The following is a 21,860-nucleotide window of genomic DNA, read 5'->3' on the forward strand; positions in this document are numbered from 1 at the left end:
CGGCCCGGTCCCCACCCGGCCCGTCGCTTTGCGCCGGTCCACCCGCCCCTTTGCAAGGGGAGGGAGAAGAAAGCGCCTCGCCGACGCTCGTCGCCCAGCTCACCCGCGCGCCGGTCAGCGTCCGCGCCTGGACCTCGCGCAGCGCGGGGCTGGTTTCGACCAGCGTGACCTCGGCGGCGTCAAGAAAGCCCGGCGCGGCGCGGCCGGCGCGCAGCATGTCCGCCATCAGCGTGCCGCGGCCCGGCCCGAGCTCGACCAGCGCGACGCTGGGCGGGCGGCCCATCAGGGTCCAGACCTCGGCGCACCAGAGGCCGATCAATTCGCCGAACATCTGGCTGATCTCGGGCGCGGTGATGAAATCACCGTCCGCCCCGAACGGATCGCGGGTCGCGTAATAGCCGTGGGCCGGATGGCCGAGGCAGAGCGCCATGTAGCGCGCGACGCTGATCGGCCCCTCGGCCTCGACGATGGCGGCGATCTCGCGGCCGAGCGGCGTCATTCAGGCTTCGGCCGGCGGAGCGCCGCGGCCATCACGACCAGCCCGACGATCAGCATCGGGATCGACAGCAGCATCCCCATGGTGAGCCCGCCGGCCAGGAAACCGATCTGCGCGTCCGGCTCGCGGAACTGCTCGCCGACGATGCGCGCGACGCCGTAGCCCGCCACGAAGGCGCCGCCGACGAGGCCCGGCCGCTTCAGCGCGCCCATCCGGACGAGGATCTGGACGAGAATGAGCAGCGCGATCCCCTCGAGCGCGGCCTGGTAGAGCTGGCTCGGATGGCGCGGCTCCGGGCCGCCATGCGGAAACACCATCGCCCAGGGGACGTCGCCCGCCCGGCCGAACAGCTCGCCATTCACGAAATTCGCGATCCGCCCGAAGAACAGGCCGACGGGCGTGACCGCCGAGGCGAGGTCGAAGAGCGGCAGCGCCGGCAGGGCCTTCGAGCGGGCGAACAGCGCGATCGCCAGCGCGGCCCCCAGGAAGCCGCCATGGAAGCTCATGCCCCCATGCCAGATCTTCAGCGCCTCGAGCGGGTTCGCGGCGAAATAGGCGGGGTCGTAGAACAGCACGTAGCCGACGCGTCCGCCGAGGATCACGCCGAACGCGACCCACACGATCAGGTCGTCGACGTCGAGCGGGGCGGGGTGACGGATTGGCCCCCACAGCGCGTCTTTGGCGGCGATGCGCTTGGCCAGCCACCACCCGATCAGCAGTCCGGCGATATAGGCGAGCGCGTACCAGCGGATCGCGATCGGGCCGACCGCGACCGCGACCGGGTCGATCATCGGGAACGGGATGGCGAGAAGCGGCATGGGGCGCGTCCGGCGAAAACGGGCGCGGGAGCCATGGACGGCGGGCGCTGAGGCGTCAAGCGGGGCCGGGCGCCCGCGGTTGCGGGGCGGGCGCCCGGCGGTCCGGCGAGACCCAAGCGGGGGACGAGGACGGGAGGGGCAGGGTTGTCCTCGGCGCTCCTGGGTCGCCGGATGCTTATCTCAGCTTGCAGCTCAGCACGGCTTCGCCGCGGCGGAGCACCTCGACGCGGGCGCCGCGGCCGACGGCCGGGAAGTCGCTCGGGAAGGGCTTGGCGTCCTCCTGCGGACGGGTGTCGAGGTTCAGGTCGCCGACCAAATCGCCGCCCAGCACGGTCTCCAGCCGCACGCCGCCGACATTGACGCCCTCGACGCGGATCACGATCCGGTCGCCTTCGGAAAAGGCGCCGCCGGGAGCCGCCTCGAACTCGGTGCTGAACTTGCGGCGGTCGCCGCGCTTCTCCCATCTGGCCGACATCGAGATGTCGGCCACGCCGGAGGCGTCGCATTCGCGACGGACGCGGTCGGCGGCCTGCGAAGGCGTCGCGGCGGCCACGGCCGTGAGGGCGGCGAGCGCCGCGAGGACGTGTCTTGTCATCGAGATGGGCTTCATTGGGCTGGCTCCGGTTTCCACCGCCGATCGCGCTGTTTCCCAGCGCGCCGGCAGGTGAGGGGTAGCTGGATCAATCCGGCGCCAGCCTGACGCGTCCCGTCAGCTTCGCGTCAGTTTCGCGATGCTAAGAAAACCGGCGATAGTGGCGCAGCCCGCGGGCGCGCCCGGAAGGTCTCTTCATGCGCATTCTGGTCATCGAGGACGAGCAGGCCATCGCGGACGACGTGGCGCGCGCGCTCGAGTCCGCCGGCTATGTGGTCGAGGTCGTGGGCGACGGCGAGGCCGGCTGGTACCGCGCCGGCACCGAATCCTATTGCTGCGTGGTGCTCGACCTCGGCCTGCCGCGGCTCGACGGACTCACCGTCCTGCGCCGGCTGCGCGCCGAGGAGGTGCTGACCCCGGTCCTCATTCTCACCGCGCGCGGAGCCTGGATGGAGCGCGTCGAGGGGATCGACGCCGGCGCCGACGACTATCTGCCGAAGCCGTTCCAGACCGAGGAGCTCGTCGCCCGCGTCGGCGCGCTGGTGCGGCGCGCGGCCGGCCTCGGCACGCCGGTCATCGAGGCCGGCGGCCTCAGGATCGACACGCGCCGCCTCAGCGTCTCGCGCGACGGCCGCTCGGTCGACCTGTCGAGCCTCGAATTCCGGGCGATCAACTATCTCGCGCACCGCAAGGGCTGCGTCGTCTCGCAGGGCGAATTGATGGAGCACGTCTATGGCGCGGAGCGCGAGCCCGACAGCAACGCCATCGAAGTGCTGATCGGGCGGCTGCGCCGCAAGGTCGGGGCCGACGCGATCATGACCCGGCGCGGCCAGGGCTATCTGTTCGGAGCTTAGAGCCATGGCGGAGATCGCGGCGCCTCGGGACGGCGCCGGAACCACCACCCTGCGCGCGGCGCGGACGCTGCGCAGGCGCATGCTGATGGTCGCCGCGGCCTGCGTGATCGGAACGCTCGCGGTCGCGGGCGTCTCGCTCGTGGTCGTGTTCGAGAAGCACGTGCTCGAGATGATCGGCAAGGACCTCGACCTCCGCTGGGCCGATCTCGCGCGCGACCTCCGGCTCGACGCCGACGGCGACCCGACGATCGCCCAGGAGGCCCGCGACTCCCGCTACCGGACGCCCCGCAGCGGCGCCTATTGGCAGATCTCCGAGAACGGCGCGCCGGTGCTGCTGTCGCCCTCGCTCGACGGGCGTCCGCTCGATCTCGGGCAGGCCGGGCCTGCGCGGAGCACGGGCGCCTGGTTTGAGATCGAGACGCCGGAAGGCCATGAGCTCTACGTCGTGGAGCGCGACGTCGCGGTCGGCCGCCCCGACGGCCGATCCCGCTACCGGCTGGCCGTCGCCCTCGACCACGCGCAGGTCGCGCAGGCCCGGGGGGCGTTCGTCTGGGATATGGCGGTGGTGCTCGGGCTGATCGCGCTGGTGCTGGTGGCGGCCGCCGCCTTCCAGCTGCGCGTCACGCTGCAGCCGCTGGCGCGGCTTCGGGACGAGCTCTCGGCGATCCGGGAGGGCCGGCAGGCGCGCTTCCGCTCGGCGGTCCCCGCCGAGGTTGCGCCGCTCGCCCACGACCTCAACCGGCTGCTCGACGGCCAGGAGCAGCTGGTCCGCAAGGCGCGCGAGCGCGCCGGCGCGCTCGCCCACGGGCTGAAGACCCCGATCGCGATCCTGACCGCCGAGCAACGGCGCCTCGAAGCCGATGGACAGGCCGAGGTGGCAAAGCGCGTGCGCGAGCAGGTGGCGGCGATCCAGACCCATGTGGAGCGCGAGCTCGCCCGCGCCCGCGCCCATGGCGCGGCGACCGCGCTCGGCGCCTATGTGGACGCCTCCGCGACCGCCGAGCGGCTGGTGCGGGTGATGAGCCGCATGCCGCGCGGCGAGGACCTCGCCTGGCGCTGCGAGGCGCCGGCCGGGCTGATGCTGCGGATGGACCCGGACGATTTCGGCGAGATCCTCGGCAATCTGCTCGACAACGCCCGCAAATGGGCGAGCGGCTCGGTTACGCTCCGCTGCGAGGCGGTTGGACAGTCGGTTCGGGTCACCGTGGAGGACGACGGCCCGGGCTTCGGCTCCAACGCCTCGCCCCCGAGCCTGACGGCCGGCGACCGCGAAAGCTCCGCGGGCCTCGGCCTCGTCATCGTGCAGGACATTCTCGCGGCCTACGGCGCCTCGCTTTGGATCGACAGGGCGGCGACCAACGGCGTGGTGTCGTTCGTGGTTCCCGGCGCGGCCGCCGGCGCAGGCCGCGCCGGCGCAGCCGCCGCCGAAGCCCGCGACGGCGCCCCCCTGTCCGGCGGCTGGCGCCTCGCCTCGGAACGGACCCCTTCGGTCTGAGGCGCCCTAAAGCGGTCTGCTGCACCGACGTGCTGCATGCTTCGAGACGCCGTCCTACGGACGGCTCCTCAGCATGAGGTAGGTTGGCGCTTTGGCATCCTCGCACATCCTCATGCTGAGGAGCATGCCTTTAGGCATGCGTCTCGAAGCACGCAGAGCCGTCGCCCCGGAACACCCTTGGCCGTCTCACGCCTCCGTCGCGGCCTGCGGCCGCCAGGCGCGCTCGAAGGGCAGCCGCCAGGCGTGGGGCGCGATCAGCTGGTGGATCGACTTCGGGCCCCAGGAGCCGGGCTCGTAGAGCCGGACCGGCGGCGGGGCCTCGAGCAGCGGCTGCGACACCTCCCAGAGGCGCTCGATGCCCTCGGCGGTCGTGAACAGCGTGCGGTCGCCGCGCATCGCGTCGAGGATGAGGCGCTCATAGGCTTCGAGCACCTCGCCCGCCAGGCCGGTGTCCTTCATGGCGAACTGCAGGCTGAGCTTGTCGAGCCGCATGCCGGGGCCGGGCCGCTTGCCGTAGAACGACAGCGACATCTTCGAGGCGTCGGCGAGGTCGAAGGTCAGATGGTCGGGCCCCTGCGCGCCGACGCCGGAGTTCGCCGGGAACATGCTCTTCGGCGGCTCGCGGAACGCGATCGAGATGATCCGCTGGCCCTCGGCGAGGCGTTTGCCGGTTCGCAGGAAGAACGGCACGCCCGCCCATCGCCAATTATCGATCTCGCATTTGAGCGCGATGAAGGTCTCGACGTCGCTCTCCGGGTCGACGCCCTGTTCCTGCCGGTAGCCGCTGTACTGCCCGCGCACGACTTGTCCCGGATCGAGCGGCGTCATCGAGCGGAACACCTTGTTCTTCTCTTCCGAGATCGGCGCCGGCTCCAGCGAGGTCGGGGCCTCCATGGCCATGAAGGCGAGGATCTGGAACAGGTGGGTGACCACCATGTCCTTGTAGGCGCCGGTCTGTTCGTAGAATCCGGCGCGCGCGCCGAGGCCAAGCGTCTCGGGCACGTCGATCTGCACATGGTCGATGAAGTTGCGGTTCCGGATCGGCTCGAACAGGCCGTTGGCGAAGCGGAACGCCAGGATGTTCTGCGCCGGCTCCTTGCCCAAAAAATGGTCGATCCGGAAGATCTGCTCTTCGGCGAACACCTCGTGGAGGCGGGCGTTGAGCGCGACCGCGCTGTCGAGGTCGACCCCGAACGGCTTCTCCATCACGATCCGGGAGCCTTCGGCGAGCCCCGCCTCGCCGAGCATCCGGACAGCGGGAAGGGCGGCGGCGGGCGGCACGCTGAGGTAATGCAGCAGCCGATATTCGCCCTGAAACGTCGCCGCGGCGCGCGCCGCGGCTTCCTTCAGGCCGGCGGCGCCTGCCGACAGGGGAACGTAGTCGAGCGTCTCCGCGAACGCGCTCCAGGCCGCCTCTCCGGGCTTTCGCATGGCGAACTGGTCGATCGCGCCGCGGGCGATCGCCCGGAAACCCTCGACGTCGATGTCGTCGAGCGAGACGCCGACGATCCGGCAGCCGGGCATGAAGCCCGCGCTCGACAGATGCATGAGGCCCGGCAGCAGCTTGCGCCGGGCGAGATCGCCGGTCGCGCCGAACAGCGCGACGACCTGCGGGAATTTCGGCCCGACCCCGGACGGCGGCTTCTTCATCTCGGACGGCCCCCTCGCCGACCCCATGACCATGTCGAAAGGACATGCAACTTCCGTGAAAGCGTCCTCAGAACCTGGCGTGGTTCTCACCCCCCTTTGCAAAGGGAAGGGAGAACAGCCCCGCGGCTTGCGCGTCGCGGGCGGGCGCGCCATCTCCAGGGGAACGCAAGACGGAGAGCGATCCCATGACAGAAACTCGTGGCCGCGTGTTCGACGAGCTCGGACGGCTGATGACGGACGCGGCCGGCGCCGCGGCTGGCGTGCGGCGCGAGGTCGAGACCGTGATGCGCTCCCAGGCCGCGCGCGTGCTCTCCGAGCTCGACGTCGTGCGGCGCGACGAATTCGAGGCGGTCAAGGCGATGGCCGCGAAGGCCCGCGAGGAGAATGAGCTGCTGGCCGCGCGCGTCGCTGCGCTCGAGGCCGCGGCGGCGCGGGCCAAGCTCGAGCAGGCGAGCGGCCGCCCGACGCCCGACCCGCGCGAGGTTCCGGATCCCGGCGAAGGCGCCTGACCGGCGACGACGGCTGTCGCTTTCGGGCCGCAGCCGCGGGTTTGAACAACGACATCGCGTCGCAGAGCTAACTCCTGTGTGCGATGCGGAACGAAGCGCCATATACTGTGTTCGGCGGCTCGAATCGGCGGGGGCTCGGCCTCCTCCGGATCGGGGTCGCGGTTGGCGGGCAGTCCGTGCCCGTCCGTCACGCGTAACGTCGTTCCCACGCCCGTCAGCCGGGCCTCACCCGGGGAGGAGCTCATGGCTCTCATCGACGTGGACGCCGATCGCCAGGCCCATCCTGTCGACCTGATCGAACGCATCGCGACGTTGAACGACTGGTCCTTCGACCGGTCGGGCGACGACGAGATCACGATCTCGGTCGACGGGTCATGGTCCGACTACCACGTGTCCCTCACGTGGATGGGCGAACTGGAGTCCCTGCATCTCGCCTGCGCTTTCGACTTGAAGGTTCCAGAACGCCGCAAACCGGAGGTCTATCGACTTTTGACGCTGGTGAACGAGCAGATGTGGCTCGGTCACTTCGATCTGTGGAGCCAGGAAGGCGTGGTGGCCTACCGCCATACGCTGCTTCTGGCGGGGGGCGCCGAGGCGAGCGCCGCCCAATGCGAAGGCCTGCTGGAGGCTGCGATCGAGTCCTGCGAACGCCATTATCAGGCGTTCCAGTTCGTGATCTGGGCCGGAAAGAACGCGCAGGAGGCCATGGAGGTGGTGGCCTTCGAGACGGCCGGGGAGGCGTGACCAGCCCCGAACCATGGTGAACAGGACATCATGAACGTGCATTACGCCGGGCCGCTGGAGATCGGCGGCCCGGCGCTTCTCATCGGCGCCGGCAAAATGGGCGGCGCGCTGCTCGACGGATGGCTTGCACGCGGGCTCGAGCCTAGCCGTGTCTTCGTCATCGACCCGGCGCTTCCCGAGCCGGCGCTCGCCAAGCTCAAGGAGCGCGGCGTCAGGCTCGCGCCGCAGCCGGGCGAGTTGGAGAACCCCGCCGCCATCGTCGTCGCCGTGAAGCCGCAACTGGCGCAAGCCGCGCTGCCGGCGGCCGCGAAGTTCGCCGGTCCCGCGACGGTCGTGGTCTCGATCATGGCCGGCACGACGCTCTCGACCATCCGCGCCGGATTGTCCGAGGACGCGGCGATCGTCCGCGCGATGCCCAATACGCCGGCCGCGGTCGGCCGCGGCGTCACCGGCGCCTTCGCGGGCCCCGGCGTCGATGACCGCAGGCGGGCCTGCGCCGAGGCGCTGCTCAAGGCGGTCGGCGACGTCGTCTGGGTCGCGGAGGAGGGGCTGATCGACGCCGTGACGGGCGTCTCGGGCTCTGGGCCCGCCTATGTGTTTCTGCTGGTCGAGACCATGGCGAGGGCCGGCGTCGCCCAGGGGCTGCCGCCCGACGTCGCGCTGACGCTCGCGCGGAAAACTGTCGAGGGCGCGGGCGAGCTCATGCGACGCTCCTCCGAGCCGCCGGAGATCCTCAGGAAGAACGTCACCTCGCCGAACGGCACCACGGCCGCCGCGCTGGACGTGCTGATGGCGACCGACGGGCTCGACCCGCTGATGGGGCGGGCGATCGCCGCCGCCGTGAAGCGGGCGAAGGAGCTCGCAGGCTGAGGGGGGCGTCGTCCCGGACGGCGGCGCCAACCGCCGAGCCGGGATCGCGCTCAGGATCAGTCGAATCTCCGCTTCAGGCCGAGAATGACCAGCGCCGTCGTTCCGGCTTGTCCCGGAATCCATTTTCGCCGCCTGCGTAAAGGCTTGGCAGACAGAGTTAATCCATCTTGACGTTTCCGCCGGAATGACGTTTGCGTTCAGGCGCGCGAATATCGAGTGATGCGGCTCTCCGCGCTTTTCCTGGACGACGATCCCGGCTCTCGCTCGGCTCGGCCGGGATGACGGCGCAACGTCGCTCTTCTTGGACCTCGGCCGTCTAAGCCCCTATGTTCCCGCGGGAGCGGCCGACGCCGCCCTTCGAGGAGACCTGAAGCCGATGGCCAAACGTCCGTCCTCGGGCCCGACGCCCGACCCGTCCGAACCTCAGGCTCCCGTGGCGGCGGCCGCCGCTCAGCCCCGGCCGTCGGACCCGCGCGAAAAGATCGTCGCGGCCTTGCTCGACCTGCTCTCGACCAAGCGCTGGGCCGAGGTCGGACTGTCCGACGTCGCCGAGAAGGCGGATGTCTCGCTCGCGGAGTTGCGCGGGCTGTTCCCGTCGAAGGGCGCGATCCTGGCGGGCTTCGTGCGCCAGATCGACCTCGACGTGTTGAAGCACGACACGAAGGACATGGCCGACGAGCCTGTAAGGGAACGGCTTTTTGATGTCTTGATGCGCCGCTTCGAAGCGCTGAAGCCTCATCGGGACGCCTTGAGGACTGTCCGCGAAGGCCTGATGGTCGACCCGATGGGCGCGGCCGCCATGAACCAGGTCGCGGTGTCGTCCATGCAGTGGATGCTGGCGGCCGCCGGCGTGCCCGAGAGCGGGCCGCTCGGCGCCGCGCGGGCGCAAGGGCTGGTGCTGGTCGTGGCGCGCGTCTTCGAGACCTTCCTGAACGATCCCGACGAGGGGCTCGCCCGCACCATGAAGGCGCTCGACGAGGAACTGCGCCGCGCCGAGAAGCTCGCCCGCGCGGCCGACGATCTCGGCCGGATGGCCGCGCCGTTCCGTGACGCTGTCGACCGGATCTTCGGCCGGGCCAGAAAGCCGCGCGGCGACGACGACGTGGCGTCCGCCGCATGAGCGGCGAGCCGTCCTCGCCCAGCCCCGAGATCGGCTTCGACGACTTCCTGAAGGTCGACATCCGCGTCGGCACGATCGTCGAGGCCGAGCCTTTCCCCGAGGCGCGCAAGCCCGCGATCAAGCTCCGCATCGATTTCGGCGGCGAGATCGGCGTGAAGCGCTCCTCGGCGCAGATCACGAAGCACTACGCGCCCGAGACGCTGGTCGGCCGGCAGGTGGTCGCGGTCGTGAACTTCCCGCCGCGCCAGATCGGCAAGATGATGTCCGAGGTCCTGACCCTCGGCGTGCCCGACGAGGCGGGGGAGGTGGTGCTGCTAACGCCGACGGTGGACGTTCCGAATGGCGGGCGGATGTATTGATGCGCCGTCGTTCCGGGCTTGTCCCGGAACCTCCACGTTTTGCAAAGGAAGGCAAGTCGGCTGGCGCGCGCTCTTCGGCGCCGTAGCGGCAATGGAGTCCGGCGTTCTGCTTCGCTTCAGCCGGAATGACGGTTAAGCCGGCACCCTGACCACCGCCCGCAAGCCCCCGAGCGGGCTCGACTCCAGCGTGACGTCGCCGCCATGGCTGCGTGCGATGTCGCGGGTGATGGCGAGGCCGAGGCCGGAGGAGCCGCCTTTCTCGTCCTGGCCGCGCGCCTCGTCGAGGCGCAGGAAGGGACGGAACACCTCCTCGCGCTTGTCGGCCGGGATGCCGGGTCCGTCGTCGTCGATGCGAACCTCGAGCCGGCGGCCGTCATGCACGGCGGTGATCGCGATGCGGCGGGCGTAGCGCGCGGCGTTGGCCACGAGGTTCTGCAGGCAGCGCCGGAAGGCGTCGGGCCTGACCATCGCGCTCGACGGCCCGTGGGTCTCGACGCTCGCCTTGGCGCCGTGGGTCTCGGCCGAGCGCTTCAGCTCGTCGAGCAGGGTCGGGATGTCGGTCGGCGCGGCGGGCTCGCCGGCGTCGCCGCGCACGAAGGCCATATAGGCCTCCAGCATGCGCGACATTTCCTCCACGTCCCGCAAGAGCTCCTCGGTCTCGGGGCCGTCCTCGAGCATCGCGAGCTGCAGGCGGAAGCGGGTGAGGATGGTCCTGAGGTCGTGGCTGACGCCCGCGAGCATGGTGGTGCGCTGCTCCATGGCGCGCTCGATGCGCCGCTTCATGTCGATGAAGCTTTCGGCCGCGAGCCGCACCTCCCGGGCGCCCTTCACCTTGAAGTCCGGTGGCCCCTCGCGGCCCCGGCCGAACGCCTCCGCGGCCTCGGAGAGCGCGAGGATCGGGCGGATCTGCTTCTGCAGGAACACGATCGCGATGGCGAGCAGCACGGCGGAGGCCGCCACCATCCAGATCAGGAAGATGTGGCTGTTCGAGGCGTAGGTCTGGCTGCGCTTCGCCAAGACCTTCATGACCGCGTCGTCGAGCTGGACGCGGATCTCGACGAGGTTTGAGCGGCCGACGGTGTCGACCCAGATCGGCCGCTCGACCTCGTCGGAGATCTCCTTGAGCAGCGAGGCGTCGAGAATATTGAAGAACGGCTTCGGCCGCGCCGGCGGCAGCGGCTGGAGCGGCAGGAACTCGACCTGCAGCGAGAGCTTCTCCCGCGCGATGCGCTCCAGCCGGTCCTCGGCCTCGGGGCTCGGCGAGGAGCCGCGGAGCTCGACCAGGGCTGCGATGTCGCGGCCGACCGCGGTCGCGAGCCGCTTGGTCACGAGCTCGTAGTGGCGCTCCATGAACACGAAGGCGACGACGCCCTGCAGCAGCACGACCGGCGCGATGATGATGATCAGCGAGCGGGCATAGAGCCCCTTGGGCATGACCCGCTCGAGAAAGTCGTTGACGCCGCGCTTGAGGCTCATGCGGCAGCTTTCCTTCCCGCGAGGGGGAGCGAACGCAGACGCCGCGCCAGACCCTCGCCGCTCCGCCTCATTCGTCGACGAGCAGCCTGTAGCCCATGCCGCGCACGGTCTGGAGCAGGATGGGGTTCGACGGGTCGGTCTCGATCTTGCGGCGGAGACGCGTCACCACGACGTCGACGGCGCGGTCGCCGGGCGCGGCGTCGTCGCCTGCGATCGCCGAGCGCGGGATCGTCTGGCCCGGCCGTTCGGCGAGCGCCGCCATCAGGTCGCGCTCGCGGTCGGTCAGGCGGATCACCTCGTCGCCGCGCTTGAGCTCGCCGCGCCCGCGGTGGAACGCGAATGGCCCGAAGCGCACCTCGGGCTCCGAGGCCGCGCCGCCGCCGCCGTTCGCGCGGCGCAGGATGCCGCCGACCCGCAGCAGCAGCTCGCGCGGGTTGAAGGGCTTGGTCAGGTAGTCGTCGGCCCCGGTCTCGAGGCCGGCGATGCGGTCGTCGATCTCCGAGCGGGCGGTCAGCATCAGGATCGGCACAGGCGAGCGCGCCCGGACGGCCCGCGCCAGGTCGAGCCCGCTCTCGCCCGGCATCATGACGTCGAGGACGAGCAGGTCGAAGGCGAGCGAATCGAGCTTCGTGCGGGCCTCCGCGGCCGAGGCCGCGACCGTCACCCGATAGCCGTTCTGCGAGAGGAAGCGCTGCAACAGGCTGCGGATGCGGCTGTCGTCGTCGACCACAAGGAGGTGGGACGCGTCGTCGGCGAGCCTGGTTCTTTCGCCCGACATCGGCTCACTCCCTCGCCTTGGGAGGACGGGCGCCGGTCAGCGCCGCCACCTTGGCGCGCTCTTCGGGGTCGATGATCTCGAACAGGAAACGGCGGACGGCCTCGGCCTCCTGCGCTCCGGCCGTCGCGAGCGCGCGCGAGACGCGGCGGGTCTGCAGCCGGGCGAGCTCGCGCGCCAGCCGGTCGCCGCGCTCGGTGACGTGCAGCAGGCGCTGGCGTCGGTCGGCCTCGCCCTCCTTCTGCACGATGAAGCCCTCGTCGACGAGCTCGCGCAGCACCCGGCCGAGGCTCTGCTTGGTGATCTTGAGGATGTCCAGAAGCTCCGTGACGCGCAGGCCGGGATTGCGGTCGACGAAATGCAGCACGCGGTGATGCGCGCGGCCGAAGCCGTATTTCGCAAGCGCCTCGTCGGCGTCGCGGACGAAATCGCGATAGGCGAAGAAGAACAGCTCGATCACGTCGAAGGCGGGGCGCTGGGCGGGATCGGGCGCGGCGTCGGCCTTACGGGCGGGCCGGACTTCTGGCGAGATTACGTCAGCCATGTTGACTTATTTCGAACCTGTCGTCAGAGTGCCGGCCGCTTCCGCGCTCGCAGCCTTCGCGCCCGCGTCCCCGACGATCCTGAGGGCGATGTCGCGGGCAAGATACCGGCTCCGCTCAAGCGAAGCAAAGCGACCGCGAACATGTGGCTGGCGGTTGCGTCGACGTCCGTTACGGCGGATCGTGCGGGCGCGAGCGCCTATCTAAGAACGAGGGTCGGCCGAAGCCGGCCGAGATCAATCCCGAGGAGCCAACCTTATGGCCGACGCCCAACCCTTCGACCGACGCGACGGCGTCATCTGGTTCGACGGCAAGTTCACGCCCTGGGCCGACGCCAATGTGCATGTGCTCACCCACGGCCTGCATTATGCGAGCGCAGTGTTCGAGGGCGAGCGCGCCTATGGCGGCGTCATCTTCAAGATGCGCGAGCACAATCAGCGCCTGATCGAATCGGCGCGGATGCTGGGCTTCGAGATTCCCTATTCGGTCGAGGAGATCGACCGGGCCTGCGTCGAGACGCTCGCGCGCCAGGGTTTCGACGACGCCTATGTGCGGCCGATCGCGTGGCGCGGCTCCGAGATGATGGGGGTGGCGGCGCAGCAGAACGCCATCCACCTCGCCGTCGCGGTCTGGCAGTGGCCGAGCTATTTCGACCCGGCCGAGCGGCTGAAGGGCATCCGCGTCGACCTCGCCGAATGGCGCCGGCCCGATCCGCGGACCGCGCCGTCCAAGGCCAAGGCCACCGGCCTCTACATGATCTGCACGCTGTCGAAGCACGCCGCCGAGCGGAAGGGCTACGCGGACGCGCTGATGCTCGACTGGCGCGGCCAGGTCGCCGAATGCACCGGCGCGAACGTGTTCTTCGTGAAGGACGGCGTCATCCATACGCCGACGCCGGACTGCTTCCTCGACGGCATCACCCGGCGCACCGTGATCGGCCTCGCCAGGAAGCGCGGGATCGAGGTGGTGGAGCGCGCCATCATGCCGGAGGAGCTCGCGGGCTTCGACGAGTGCTTCATCTGCGGCACCGCCGCCGAGGTCACGCCGGTCTCCGAGATCGCCCAGTGGCGCTTCACGCCGGGCGAGGTCACCCGGACGCTGATGGACGACTATGCGGCCGAGGTGCGCGCGCACGCCAAGGCCGCGGCGGCGGCGTAAGCAGCCTGAACGCGCGGGGAGAGCTCGCTTTCAGGTTGTGGAATTGGTGTTGTGAACCATGACCGTGAGCGAGTTCGAGACCCTGCGCTCTGAAATCGCCGCGATGCGCGCGGACGTGGCCGGTCTACGCATCGATATGGACGGTCGTTTCACCGAGATGGACGGCCGTTTGATCAAGGTCGAGGCCAAGCTCGACGAAAAGCCGGGGGCGGCGACCGTCTATCAGGTCGCCTTCGGCGCTCCGATCGCGCTTGTCGGGTTCTCGGCGGCGCTCGTCGCCCTGGCCAAGGCCTTGGGACTGATCTGACGGTCTACCGAGGCGCCGGGCCCGTCACCGCGGCGCCCTCATCGCCGCGATCCGGCGGGCGAGGCGCGCCTCCATGCTGGTCACGCCGCGGGTCTCTTCCGCGGATGCGACCAGTTCGGCGATCCGCTTGGGCTCGCCCTCGAGCGCGATGACGATGAGCGCGCCGAAGTCGTGGGCGATCAGCGCGCCGACCCGGGCGAGGATCGCGGCGCTCGGGATCATGGCCGCGAACCACAGCGCCGGGATGGCGTGCAGGAAGCCGCGCGGCTGGACGGGCAGATGGTGCAGGCCGAGCTCCACGACGGTGGACAGGGCATAGAGGCCCGCGAGCGCCGTCAGATAGCCCATCGACTTGTCGACGCCGAGCACCGTCGCGCCCTTGTTCAGCACGCCCCAGACGAAGCCGCCGGCGCAGAGCGCGCCGATCAGGCCCCAGGACAAAGCCGCCGACAGCGCGTAGAGCGACGCCGAGCCCGAACGGCCGCTCGCGAGCAGCGCCGACACCCGGATCTGGGTGGTCTCGTGCATCAGCCAGCTGACCTGCGGCGCGAGGCCCGGGACGGGCCGCAGGAGATCGTGCCCGAGCGCCGCGACCAGCACGCCGAGCAACACCGCATAGGCCGCCACGATGAGGGCGGTCACGGCGCGGAACGACAGCGGCGCAGGGTTCATGGCGCGATCCTAGGGCGGGGAAGGGATCGCGGCGACGTTCATCCTTTTTTATGGTTAACGCGCGTTAACCCTCGCGTGGACGGCGATCGTCCTCAGGCCTTCCAGCGTTCGGCGGCAGCGTCGTCCGAGCCCTTCGCCGCGACCCATGAGCCGCCGCCCGCGGTCTCCTCGCGCTTCCAGAAGGGCGCCGAGGTCTTGAGATAATCCATCAGGAACTCGGCCGCCTCGAAGGCCGCCTTCCGGTGCGCGGCGAGCGTGACCACGAGCACGATCGGCTCGCCGGGCAGGATGCGGCCGTGGCGGTGCAGCACGAGCGAGTCCGCGAGCGCCCAGCGCCCGCGCGCCTCGGCCTCGATCCGGCGGAGCTCTTCCTCGGTCATGCCGGGATAGTGCTCGAGCGTCAGCGCAACCAGCCGTTCGCCCGAATCGGCGCGGTCGCGGCAGATGCCGGAGAAGGTGACGACGGCGCCGGCGTCGGTCCGGCCGAGGGTCAGCCGCGCGACCTCGTCGCCGAGGTCGAAGGGCTCCTCCTGCAGGCGCACCGCCATGGCGGCCGCCTCAGCCGCCCGTCATCGGCGGGAAGAACGCGACCTCGCGCGCGCCCGCGACCGAGGCGTCAGGACGGGCATGGCGGCGGTCGACGGCGGCCCGGATCGCGGGCCCCGCCTCGAAGGCGTGGGCGTATTCGGGCCCGCGCCCGCGCAGCCACTCGATCAGCTCAGCGACGGTGCCGACGCCGGCCGGCGGGCTCACCTCGTCTTCCGCGCGGCCGACCCGCTCTCGCACCCAGGCGAAGTACAGCAGCTTCATTCCGGCGCATCCTCGAGCACGTAGCGCAGTCCCGCCCGAAAATAGTCATAGCCCGTGTAAAGCGTAAGGAGGGCGGAGAGCCACAGCAGCGTGAGGCCGATCTCGGTGTTGTGCGGCAGGACCTGATCGCCGGCCGGACCCGCGAGCAGGAAGCCGAGCGAGACGAGCTGGGCGGTCGTCTTCCACTTGGCGAGCTTGGTCACGGGCACGGAGACGCGGAGCTCGGCCAGGAACTCGCGGAGCCCCGAGACCAGCACTTCGCGGCAGAGAATCACCACCGCGGCCCAGAGCGACCAGCCGTCGATCACGCCGACCGCGCAGAGCATCAGCAGGCAGGCCGAGACCAGCAGCTTGTCGGCGATCGGATCGAGCATGCGGCCGAGCGGCGAGGACTGCGCCCAGATCCGCGCGAGATAGCCGTCGAGGAAGTCAGTCACGGCCGCGACCGTGAACAGTCCGAGCGCGAGCCAGCGGTACCGGTCCTCCTCCATGTAGAGGCACAGGCAAACCAGCGGGACGATGACGATGCGCCCATAGGTCAGGATGTTAGGCAGGCTCAGCGCATAGACGCGCGACGGGTTCGCGACGCGGCGCGCGCGGCGGGCGGCGACCGGCTCGAACTGGCTTTCGGTGCTCATCAGGACTTGCGCGCCACGGCGTTCACATCGCCGCGACGTCACCACGGGAGCCGCCGAGGGTCAACCGTGGGAAGAGGCCGATCCCGGCCGAGCGCAGCGAGGCCGGGATAGGGTTCACAATGGCGCTCTGTCCGGCGCGCGATCCAGGCTCTCCGCGGCTGACGTCGCTGCGCCCGGGACGACGGGTTCTTCGGCGCCCTCAAGCGCTCCGCTCGTGGAAGTGGTCGTAGATCGCCTTGGCCATCGCCTTGCTGACCCCCGGCGCCTTTTCCAGGTCGGCGAGGCCCGCGCGGGCGACAGCCTTGGCCGTGCCGAAATAAGCCAGCAACGCGCGCTTGCGGGTCGGGCCGACGCCCGCGACCTCGTCGAGCGGATTCGCGACGAACTCCCTGGAGCGCTTGGCGCGGTGGACGCCGATCGCGTAGCGGTGCGCCTCGTCGCGCAGGCGCTGCAGATAGTAGAGGACCGGGTCCTTGGGCGGCAGCCGGAACGGCGCCTTCCCGGCCATGAAGAAGGTCTCGCGCCCGGCTTCCCGGTCCATGCCCTTCGCGACGCCCACGATCGGAACCTCGCTTTCGAGGCCGAGCTCGGCCAGCGTCTCGCGCGCCGCCGTCAGCTGGCCCTGGCCGCCGTCGATCAGCACGAGGTCGGGCCAGGGCGGGGCGCCGTCCGGGACCGTCCCGTCCGGTCCGCGCGCGGATTCCTTCTGCAGACGCGCGAAACGCCGGCGCAGCACCTGGCGCATCATCGCGGTGTCGTCGCCGGGGGTGAGGTCCTCGGGCCTTATGTTGAACTTCCGGTAGTGGGTCTTCTGGAAGCCCTCGGGCCCCGCCACGATCATGCCGCCGACCGCGGCCGTTCCCATGATGTGGCTGTTGTCATAGACCTCGATGCGGGCCGGCGGCGAGGACAGCGCGAAGGCCTCCGCCACCCCGGCGAGCAGCCTCGCCTGCGTCGACGTCTCGGCCAGCCGCCGACCGAGCGCCTCCCGGGCGTTGGCGAGCGCGCGGGCGACCAACTCGCGCTTCTCCCCGCGCGCCGGAACCGAGACCTCGACCTTCCGCCCCGAGCGGATGGTGAGCGCCTCCGACAGGAGCGCGCGGTCCTCGACGTCCTCGGACAGCAGCACCAGCCGCGGCGGTTCCTCGGCGTCGTAGAACTGGGCGAGGAACGCGCCCAGCACCTCGCGGGGCTCGAGGCTGCGGTCGGCCTTCGGAAAGAAGGCCCGCGCGCCCCAGTTCTGATAGGCGCGGAAGAAGAACGCCTCGACGCAGGTCTGGCCGCCCTCGGCGTGGATCGCGAAGACGTCCGCCTCCTCGACGGTGCGCGGGTTCACGCCCTGGCTCGACTGGATGGCGGCGAGCGCCGCGAGCCGGTCGCGATAGACCGCGGCGCGCTCGAAATCGAGCGCCTCTGAGGCCTCGGCCATCGCGTCGTTGAGCTCGCGCTTCACCCGGTCCGACTTGCCGGTCAGGAAGTCGCGCGCCTCCCCGACCAGCAGGGCGTAGTCCTCGATCGAGATCTCGCCGGTGCAGGGCGCCGAGCAGCGCTTGATCTGGTGGAGCAGGCAGGGGCGGGTGCGGCGCTCGTAATAGCTGTCGGCGCAGGAGCGCAGCAGGAAGGCCCGCTCCAGCGCGTCGATCGTCCGCCCGACCGCGCCCGCCGAGGCGAAGGGGCCGAAATAGTCGCCCTTGCGGATGCGCGCCCCGCGATGCTTGGCGATCTGCGGCGCCGGGTGGTCGGTCGCGATCAGGATGTAGGGGAACGACTTGTCGTCCCGAAGCAGCACGTTGAAGCGCGGCCGCAGGCGCTTGATGAGGTTCGCCTCGAGCAGCAGCGCCTCGGTTTCGGTCTCGGTCGAGACGAACTCCATCGAGCAGGTCTCGGCGATCATCCGCGAGATGCGGATGTTGTGGCCGAGGCCGCGGGCGTAGTTGGCGACGCGTTTCTTCAGGCTGCGCGCCTTGCCGACATAGAGACAGTCGCCCTTGGCGTCGAACATCCGGTAGACGCCGGGCCCGTTCGGCAGATGCTTGAGCTGCGCCTTGACCACCTCGGCGCCGCGCTTCAGCGACTCCGGCGCGGCCGCCAGCTCCGCCCCCGCCTGGTCGATCTCGCGTTCCTCGACGGCGTCGTCTTCGTCGTCCGGCGCGACTGGGGGGCGGTCCTGCTCGATCATCGGAACGAATCTAATGGCCGGACGGCCGATCCGCGAGACGCCATTCAGCGCAAACCTTCATGTCCCGGCCTTGAGCCGGGACCCATGCGGCGACGCGGACCGAAGACAACGCACCGCCGCCGCGTCCTTGAGTCCCCGGAGCACAATAGGTCCCGGCTCAAGGCCGGGACATGAGGGCGGCGCTCAATCCTCGGCGTCGGCGGTCTTCCAGGCGATGTGCTGGCCGGCGTCGACCGGGATCATGCAGCCCGTGACGCTGCGCGCGCCGAGCAGATAGAGCACGGCGTCGGCGATCTCTCGCGGCGACGGTCCCCGGCCCAGCGGCGTCGCGGCCGCCTGGCGGGCGAAGTCGGCGTCGGACTGCCGGACATTCGCGAGCGTCGGACCGGGACCGATGGCGGCCACCCGCACCTTCGGGGCGAGCGCCTGCGCGAGCGTGATGGTCGCGGTCATCAGCGCCGATTTCGACAATGTGTAGGAGACGTAAGACGGCGTCGGCTTCAGCACGCGCTGATCGATGATGTTGACCACGCATGCGTCCGCTCCGTCCGGGGCCTGGGCCGCGAAGGCCTCGGTCAGGAAGACCGGCGCGCGAAGATTGACGGCCATCTGGAGGTCCCAGAGCTCGGCGTCGAGGCCGCCGACCGCGTCGGGCTCGAAGGACGAGGCGCAGTTGACGAGCGCGACCAGCGGCCCGACGGCCTCGGCCGCCTGCGCCACGAGGCGGCGCGGCGCGAGCGGCTCGGCGAGGTCGGCGACGAGCACGGACGCGCGGCCGCCCTCGGCCACGATCTCGGCGCAGATTCCGTTAGCCTCGGTGGCGGAATGGCGGCAATGGACCGCCACGGCGTAGCCCGCGCCGCCGAGCGCGCGGGCGATCTCGGCCCCGATGCGCCGTCCTGCGCCGGTGACGAGCGCTCCGCCTTTCGGTCGGATCGCGACGGGGGCTGGCGCGCCGGATGTCATGGAACGGAGGGCCTTCGGAGGACGGGCGGAGCCGCGACGCTATACGACCGGAATGGCCTTGGCGACGGCGTGGAGCAGGGCCGCCACACCTCGATGTGGTAAATCGACCACATCCTGAGCCGACCATTTTTCAGGCTCCTCCTCGCCACATTGCGGCAGTTTCCGCGCCCAAAAGCGCTGGCAAATCATCATCATGGATTTCCACGTACGAAGGCATGGAACCAAATCGCGCGCTAAGCGTTTCCAGCGCGATCGACCTTCGGGGGTCCTGCCGCTCTATCGGGAGCGGATGTCAGGAGTCGGGTGATGTTTCGCAGGATGGGGCTCTTGAGCGTCGCGGCGCTCATGTCGGCTGGGGCGGCGCAAGCCGCCGACATGCCGGCCTACGAGCCTGCCGCGCCTGTCGCCGTGCCGTCGTTCTCGTGGACCGGACCCTATGTCGGGGTGCAGGCCGGCTACGACTGGTTCGACGCCGACAACCGCGCCGCGGGCCGATCGCCCCAGACCAAGCCCGACGGGTTCACGGTCGGCGGCTTCGCGGGCTTCAACTATCAGTTCGACAATTCTCCGCTCGTCATCGGCGCCGAGGCCGACATCAATTATTCGGACGCGTCCGCGCGCCGGACGACGAGCGCGTTCACCGGTCTGCCCAACGCGCGGATCAAGGACGACATCGGCTGGACCGGCGCCGTGCGCGGCCGGATCGGCTACGCCTTCGACCGCTTCCTCGTCTATGGCGCGGGCGGCGTCGCCTTCGCGGACCACGACATCAAGGCGAGCGGCGCCGCGGGCGGCTCCGACGACACGGTCGCGGTCGGCTGGACGATCGGCGGCGGCGTCGAGGCGGCGCTGACCGACAACGTCACGGCGCGCGTCGAGTACCGCTATTCGGATTTCGGCACGGACAAGTTCAGCGTGTCCAACACGCGGGTGAAGTCCGACGTCACAGACAATCGGGTCCTTCTGGGGCTTGGATATAAATTCTCGACCGGCTGGTAACCTATCGTTCAGCGTATTCGCGTTACGGACGGAAGTCAGACGGCAGAAGAGGATACAGCGCATCCTGCGCTTATCCTTAGCTACGAACGGTGTTCGCGGCTGGAATACGGTTGACCAAAGATGAAAGTGTTGCCTGTTGGCCACTGCTCTTCTTTTGTTGGCCGGATGGGGTGCTTAGAAGTCGTTCCCGGCGTTATCTGGGGGCAAATGTAACAAGTGAGGTTCTGACCATGATCCGCCCAATCCTCCTCGGGGTCGCTTCGGCCGCCGCGCTCTCCCTCGCCGTTCCGGCCGCCCAGGCGGCGGATCTCCCGGCCTATGAGCCCGCTCCCGCCGTCGCCGCTCCTGTCCCGTCCTTCAGCTGGTCCGGGCCGTATATCGGCGTGAACGCCGGCTATGGCTGGGGCCGCGCCGGCAACGCCAAGAATGACGGCTTCATGATCGGCGGCTATCTCGGCTACAATATGCAGTTCGACAACTCGCCCGTCGTGGTCGGCGTCGAAACCGATCTGAACTGGTCCGACCAGGACGGCCATCGCCGTCGCTTCGGCGGCCGGTACAAGAACGACTCCGACTGGAACGGCGCGACCCGCGCCCGCATCGGCTACGCGTTCGACCGCTTCCTCGTGTACGGCGCGGGCGGTCTCGCTTATGCCGACCGTGGCGTGAAGCGCCCGAACGGCGACAGCGGCTCCAAGACCGCCGTCGGCTGGACGGTCGGCGGCGGCGTCGAGTCGGCCTTGACCGACAACGTCGTGGCCCGCGCCGAGTACCGCTACACCGATTACGGCTCGGACCGGATCGCCGGCGCCAAGTCGTCCGCCACCGAGCATCGCGTGATGGGCGGCATCGCGGTCAAGTTCAACTCGCCGTTCTGATCAGACGGTCGCCCACGGGCGATCAGCAAGATGTGAAGAGCCCCGCGGCCCTCGGCCGCGGGGCTTTTTCTTTAGGCGCGGTCAACCTTTACGGCTCGATAAGAAAGCCCGCCTAGGGTCGCGGTCAGGCGGCGCCGGCGCCACTTCCGGCGCGCGTTCTGTGTTCTGTGTCGCGTTCCGGACATCCCCCGGTCCGGCTGAGTTCGAGGTGAGTTCCATGTTGCGTACCCTGTCGCTCGCGGCCATCGCCGCTCTTTCCGCCCCGGCCGTGATGGCGGCCGACCTTCCGATGTACGAGCCGGCCCCCGCCTATGCGGCGCCCGCTCCGGCCCCCACCTGGTCCGGCGGCTATGTCGGCGCCCAGGCCGGCTATGGCTGGGGCAACGCCGACAATAAGAACGGCGCGCCCAACACCAAGCCGAACGGCGCCGTGGTCGGCGGCTATGTCGGCTACGACCACCAGTTTGACGGTTCGCCCGCCGTGATCGGCGTCGACAGCGACCTGAACTACAACACCGCGCACGACAGCAAGCGCGGCCTGCGCAACGACCTGCAGTGGTCGGGCGCGACCCGCGGCAAGCTCGGCTACGCGATGGACAGCGTGATGGTCTACGGCGCGGCGGGCGTGGCCTATGGCGGCGTCAAGGCGCGCGCCGCGGGCGGCTCCACGGAGAAGACCGCGGTCGGCTACACGGTCGGCGGCGGCGTCGAGGCCAAGGTCGCGGACAACGTCACGGCCCGCGCCGAGTACCGCTACAACGACTACGGCTCGGAGAAGCTCGGCACCGGCGCCGGCCGCGTGAAGTCCGACCTGACCGAGAACCGCGTGATGGGCGGCCTCGCGTACAAGTTCAGCGGCTGGTGAGCTTCGGGCGATCGCCTGCACGAGCAGAGGAAGGGCCCCGCCCAGGCGGGGCCCTTTTTCTTGGCCGTGGAGCAGGCGGGCGCCGCCG

The 21,860-nt window shown here is 70.1% G+C and carries 25 protein-coding genes; 12 read left to right on the forward strand and 13 right to left on the reverse strand.

The features are described from left to right. From EK403_RS10155 to EK403_RS10165, 3 genes are all read right to left on the reverse strand, one after another. A partial coding sequence (locus tag EK403_RS10155; protein WP_206659521.1) for an SAM-dependent methyltransferase occupies positions 1–499 on the reverse strand: 499 nt, incomplete at its 3' end. Continuing rightward, positions 496–1,314, reverse strand: a complete 819-nt coding sequence (gene lgt, locus EK403_RS10160) for a prolipoprotein diacylglyceryl transferase (protein WP_128777375.1) — start codon at positions 1,312–1,314, stop codon at positions 496–498. The genes lgt and EK403_RS10155, both read right to left, overlap by 4 nt. 175 nt (positions 1,315–1,489) lie before the next feature. Continuing rightward, the gene (locus EK403_RS10165; protein WP_128777376.1) at positions 1,490–1,909 is read right to left on the reverse strand and encodes a hypothetical protein; all 420 of its coding nucleotides are present in this window, start codon (positions 1,907–1,909) and stop codon (positions 1,490–1,492) included. Positions 1,910–2,103: 194 nt separating this feature from the next. Here EK403_RS10165 and EK403_RS10170 point away from each other — a divergent pair, with 194 nt between their 5' ends. Both EK403_RS10170 and EK403_RS10175 read left to right on the forward strand, forming a co-directional pair. Beyond that, positions 2,104–2,760, forward strand: coding sequence for a response regulator transcription factor (locus EK403_RS10170; RefSeq protein WP_128777377.1), 657 nt, complete (start codon positions 2,104–2,106; stop codon positions 2,758–2,760). 4 nt (positions 2,761–2,764) lie between these two features. Continuing rightward, a complete protein-coding gene (locus EK403_RS10175; RefSeq protein WP_128777378.1) occupies positions 2,765–4,255 on the forward strand; it encodes a sensor histidine kinase in 1,491 nt (496 codons plus the stop codon). A gap of 186 nt (positions 4,256–4,441) precedes the next feature. Here EK403_RS10175 and zwf read toward each other — a convergent pair whose 3' ends face one another. Next, positions 4,442–5,905: a glucose-6-phosphate dehydrogenase gene (zwf, locus tag EK403_RS10180; protein ID WP_206659522.1), complete on the reverse strand. Its 1,464-nt coding sequence runs from the start codon at positions 5,903–5,905 to the stop codon at positions 4,442–4,444. A gap of 185 nt (positions 5,906–6,090) precedes the next feature. Here zwf and EK403_RS10185 point away from each other — a divergent pair, with 185 nt between their 5' ends. The 5 genes from EK403_RS10185 (at position 6,091) to EK403_RS10205 (ending at position 9,507) form a co-directional block, all read left to right on the forward strand. Further along, complete coding sequence (locus tag EK403_RS10185; protein ID WP_128777380.1) at positions 6,091–6,414, forward strand: accessory factor UbiK family protein; 324 nt, start codon at positions 6,091–6,093, stop codon at positions 6,412–6,414. Between the two features lie 243 nt (positions 6,415–6,657). Next, a complete protein-coding gene (locus tag EK403_RS10190; protein WP_128777381.1) occupies positions 6,658–7,158 on the forward strand; it encodes a type III secretion system chaperone family protein in 501 nt (166 codons plus the stop codon). Between the two features lie 30 nt (positions 7,159–7,188). Continuing rightward, complete coding sequence (gene proC, locus EK403_RS10195; RefSeq protein WP_128777382.1) at positions 7,189–8,028, forward strand: pyrroline-5-carboxylate reductase; 840 nt, start codon at positions 7,189–7,191, stop codon at positions 8,026–8,028. Between the two features lie 376 nt (positions 8,029–8,404). Beyond that, the gene (locus EK403_RS10200) at positions 8,405–9,148 is read left to right on the forward strand and encodes a TetR/AcrR family transcriptional regulator (protein ID WP_206659523.1); all 744 of its coding nucleotides are present in this window, start codon (positions 8,405–8,407) and stop codon (positions 9,146–9,148) included. Next, positions 9,145–9,507 (forward strand): tRNA-binding protein, encoded by a 363-nt coding sequence (locus tag EK403_RS10205; protein WP_128777383.1) that lies wholly within the window; start codon positions 9,145–9,147, stop codon positions 9,505–9,507. The genes EK403_RS10200 and EK403_RS10205 overlap by 4 nt, the downstream gene beginning before the upstream one ends. Positions 9,508–9,639: 132 nt before the next feature. On the opposite strand, the gene EK403_RS10210 is transcribed toward EK403_RS10205, so the two are convergent. From EK403_RS10210 to EK403_RS10220, 3 genes are all read right to left on the reverse strand, one after another. Then, positions 9,640–10,983 (reverse strand): ATP-binding protein, encoded by a 1,344-nt coding sequence (locus tag EK403_RS10210; RefSeq protein WP_128777384.1) that lies wholly within the window; start codon positions 10,981–10,983, stop codon positions 9,640–9,642. A gap of 67 nt (positions 10,984–11,050) precedes the next feature. Beyond that, positions 11,051–11,761, reverse strand: coding sequence for a response regulator (locus EK403_RS10215; protein ID WP_128777385.1), 711 nt, complete (start codon positions 11,759–11,761; stop codon positions 11,051–11,053). Positions 11,762–11,765: 4 nt separating this feature from the next. Then, positions 11,766–12,302, reverse strand: coding sequence for a MarR family winged helix-turn-helix transcriptional regulator (locus EK403_RS10220; protein ID WP_128777386.1), 537 nt, complete (start codon positions 12,300–12,302; stop codon positions 11,766–11,768). Between the two features lie 256 nt (positions 12,303–12,558). Between EK403_RS10220 and EK403_RS10225 the strand changes: the two genes are divergently transcribed. Together EK403_RS10225 and EK403_RS10230 are read left to right on the forward strand one after the other, a co-directional pair. After that, positions 12,559–13,458, forward strand: a complete 900-nt coding sequence (locus EK403_RS10225) for a branched-chain amino acid aminotransferase (RefSeq protein ID WP_128777387.1) — start codon at positions 12,559–12,561, stop codon at positions 13,456–13,458. Between the two features lie 58 nt (positions 13,459–13,516). Beyond that, complete coding sequence (locus tag EK403_RS10230; RefSeq protein WP_128777388.1) at positions 13,517–13,765, forward strand: hypothetical protein; 249 nt, start codon at positions 13,517–13,519, stop codon at positions 13,763–13,765. Positions 13,766–13,789: 24 nt separating this feature from the next. Here the strand turns inward: EK403_RS10230 and EK403_RS10235 are convergent, their stop codons facing one another. From EK403_RS10235 to EK403_RS10260, 6 genes are all read right to left on the reverse strand, one after another. Then, entirely contained in the window at positions 13,790–14,437 is a 648-nt protein-coding gene (locus tag EK403_RS10235; RefSeq protein WP_128777389.1) for a hypothetical protein, read from the reverse strand. Positions 14,438–14,529: 92 nt separating this feature from the next. Continuing rightward, entirely contained in the window at positions 14,530–14,985 is a 456-nt protein-coding gene (locus EK403_RS10240) for a molybdenum cofactor biosynthesis protein MoaE (RefSeq protein WP_128777390.1), read from the reverse strand. 10 nt (positions 14,986–14,995) lie between these two features. Next, positions 14,996–15,247: a molybdopterin converting factor subunit 1 gene (gene moaD / locus EK403_RS10245; protein ID WP_128777391.1), complete on the reverse strand. Its 252-nt coding sequence runs from the start codon at positions 15,245–15,247 to the stop codon at positions 14,996–14,998. Then, the gene (gene pgsA, locus EK403_RS10250; protein ID WP_128777392.1) at positions 15,244–15,885 is read right to left on the reverse strand and encodes a CDP-diacylglycerol--glycerol-3-phosphate 3-phosphatidyltransferase; all 642 of its coding nucleotides are present in this window, start codon (positions 15,883–15,885) and stop codon (positions 15,244–15,246) included. The genes moaD and pgsA overlap by 4 nt, the downstream gene beginning before the upstream one ends. Positions 15,886–16,084: 199 nt before the next feature. Continuing rightward, complete coding sequence (gene uvrC, locus EK403_RS10255) at positions 16,085–18,064, reverse strand: excinuclease ABC subunit UvrC (protein ID WP_128777393.1); 1,980 nt, start codon at positions 18,062–18,064, stop codon at positions 16,085–16,087. Positions 18,065–18,247: 183 nt separating this feature from the next. Further along, entirely contained in the window at positions 18,248–19,030 is a 783-nt protein-coding gene (locus EK403_RS10260; protein WP_128777394.1) for an SDR family oxidoreductase, read from the reverse strand. Between the two features lie 306 nt (positions 19,031–19,336). Between EK403_RS10260 and EK403_RS10265 the strand changes: the two genes are divergently transcribed. From EK403_RS10265 to EK403_RS10275, 3 genes are all read left to right on the forward strand, one after another. Further along, positions 19,337–20,029, forward strand: coding sequence for an outer membrane protein (locus EK403_RS10265; RefSeq protein WP_245479623.1), 693 nt, complete (start codon positions 19,337–19,339; stop codon positions 20,027–20,029). 230 nt (positions 20,030–20,259) lie between these two features. After that, positions 20,260–20,907: an outer membrane protein gene (locus tag EK403_RS10270; protein WP_128777395.1), complete on the forward strand. Its 648-nt coding sequence runs from the start codon at positions 20,260–20,262 to the stop codon at positions 20,905–20,907. A 217-nt stretch (positions 20,908–21,124) separates the two neighbouring features. Next, positions 21,125–21,772, forward strand: a complete 648-nt coding sequence (locus EK403_RS10275) for an outer membrane protein (protein ID WP_128777396.1) — start codon at positions 21,125–21,127, stop codon at positions 21,770–21,772. Positions 21,773–21,860 lie beyond the last annotated feature (88 nt).

It is taken from the genome of Hansschlegelia zhihuaiae (assembly GCF_004103825.1).
GTDB classification, from domain to species: Bacteria; Pseudomonadota; Alphaproteobacteria; order Rhizobiales; family Methylopilaceae; genus Methylopila; species Methylopila zhihuaiae.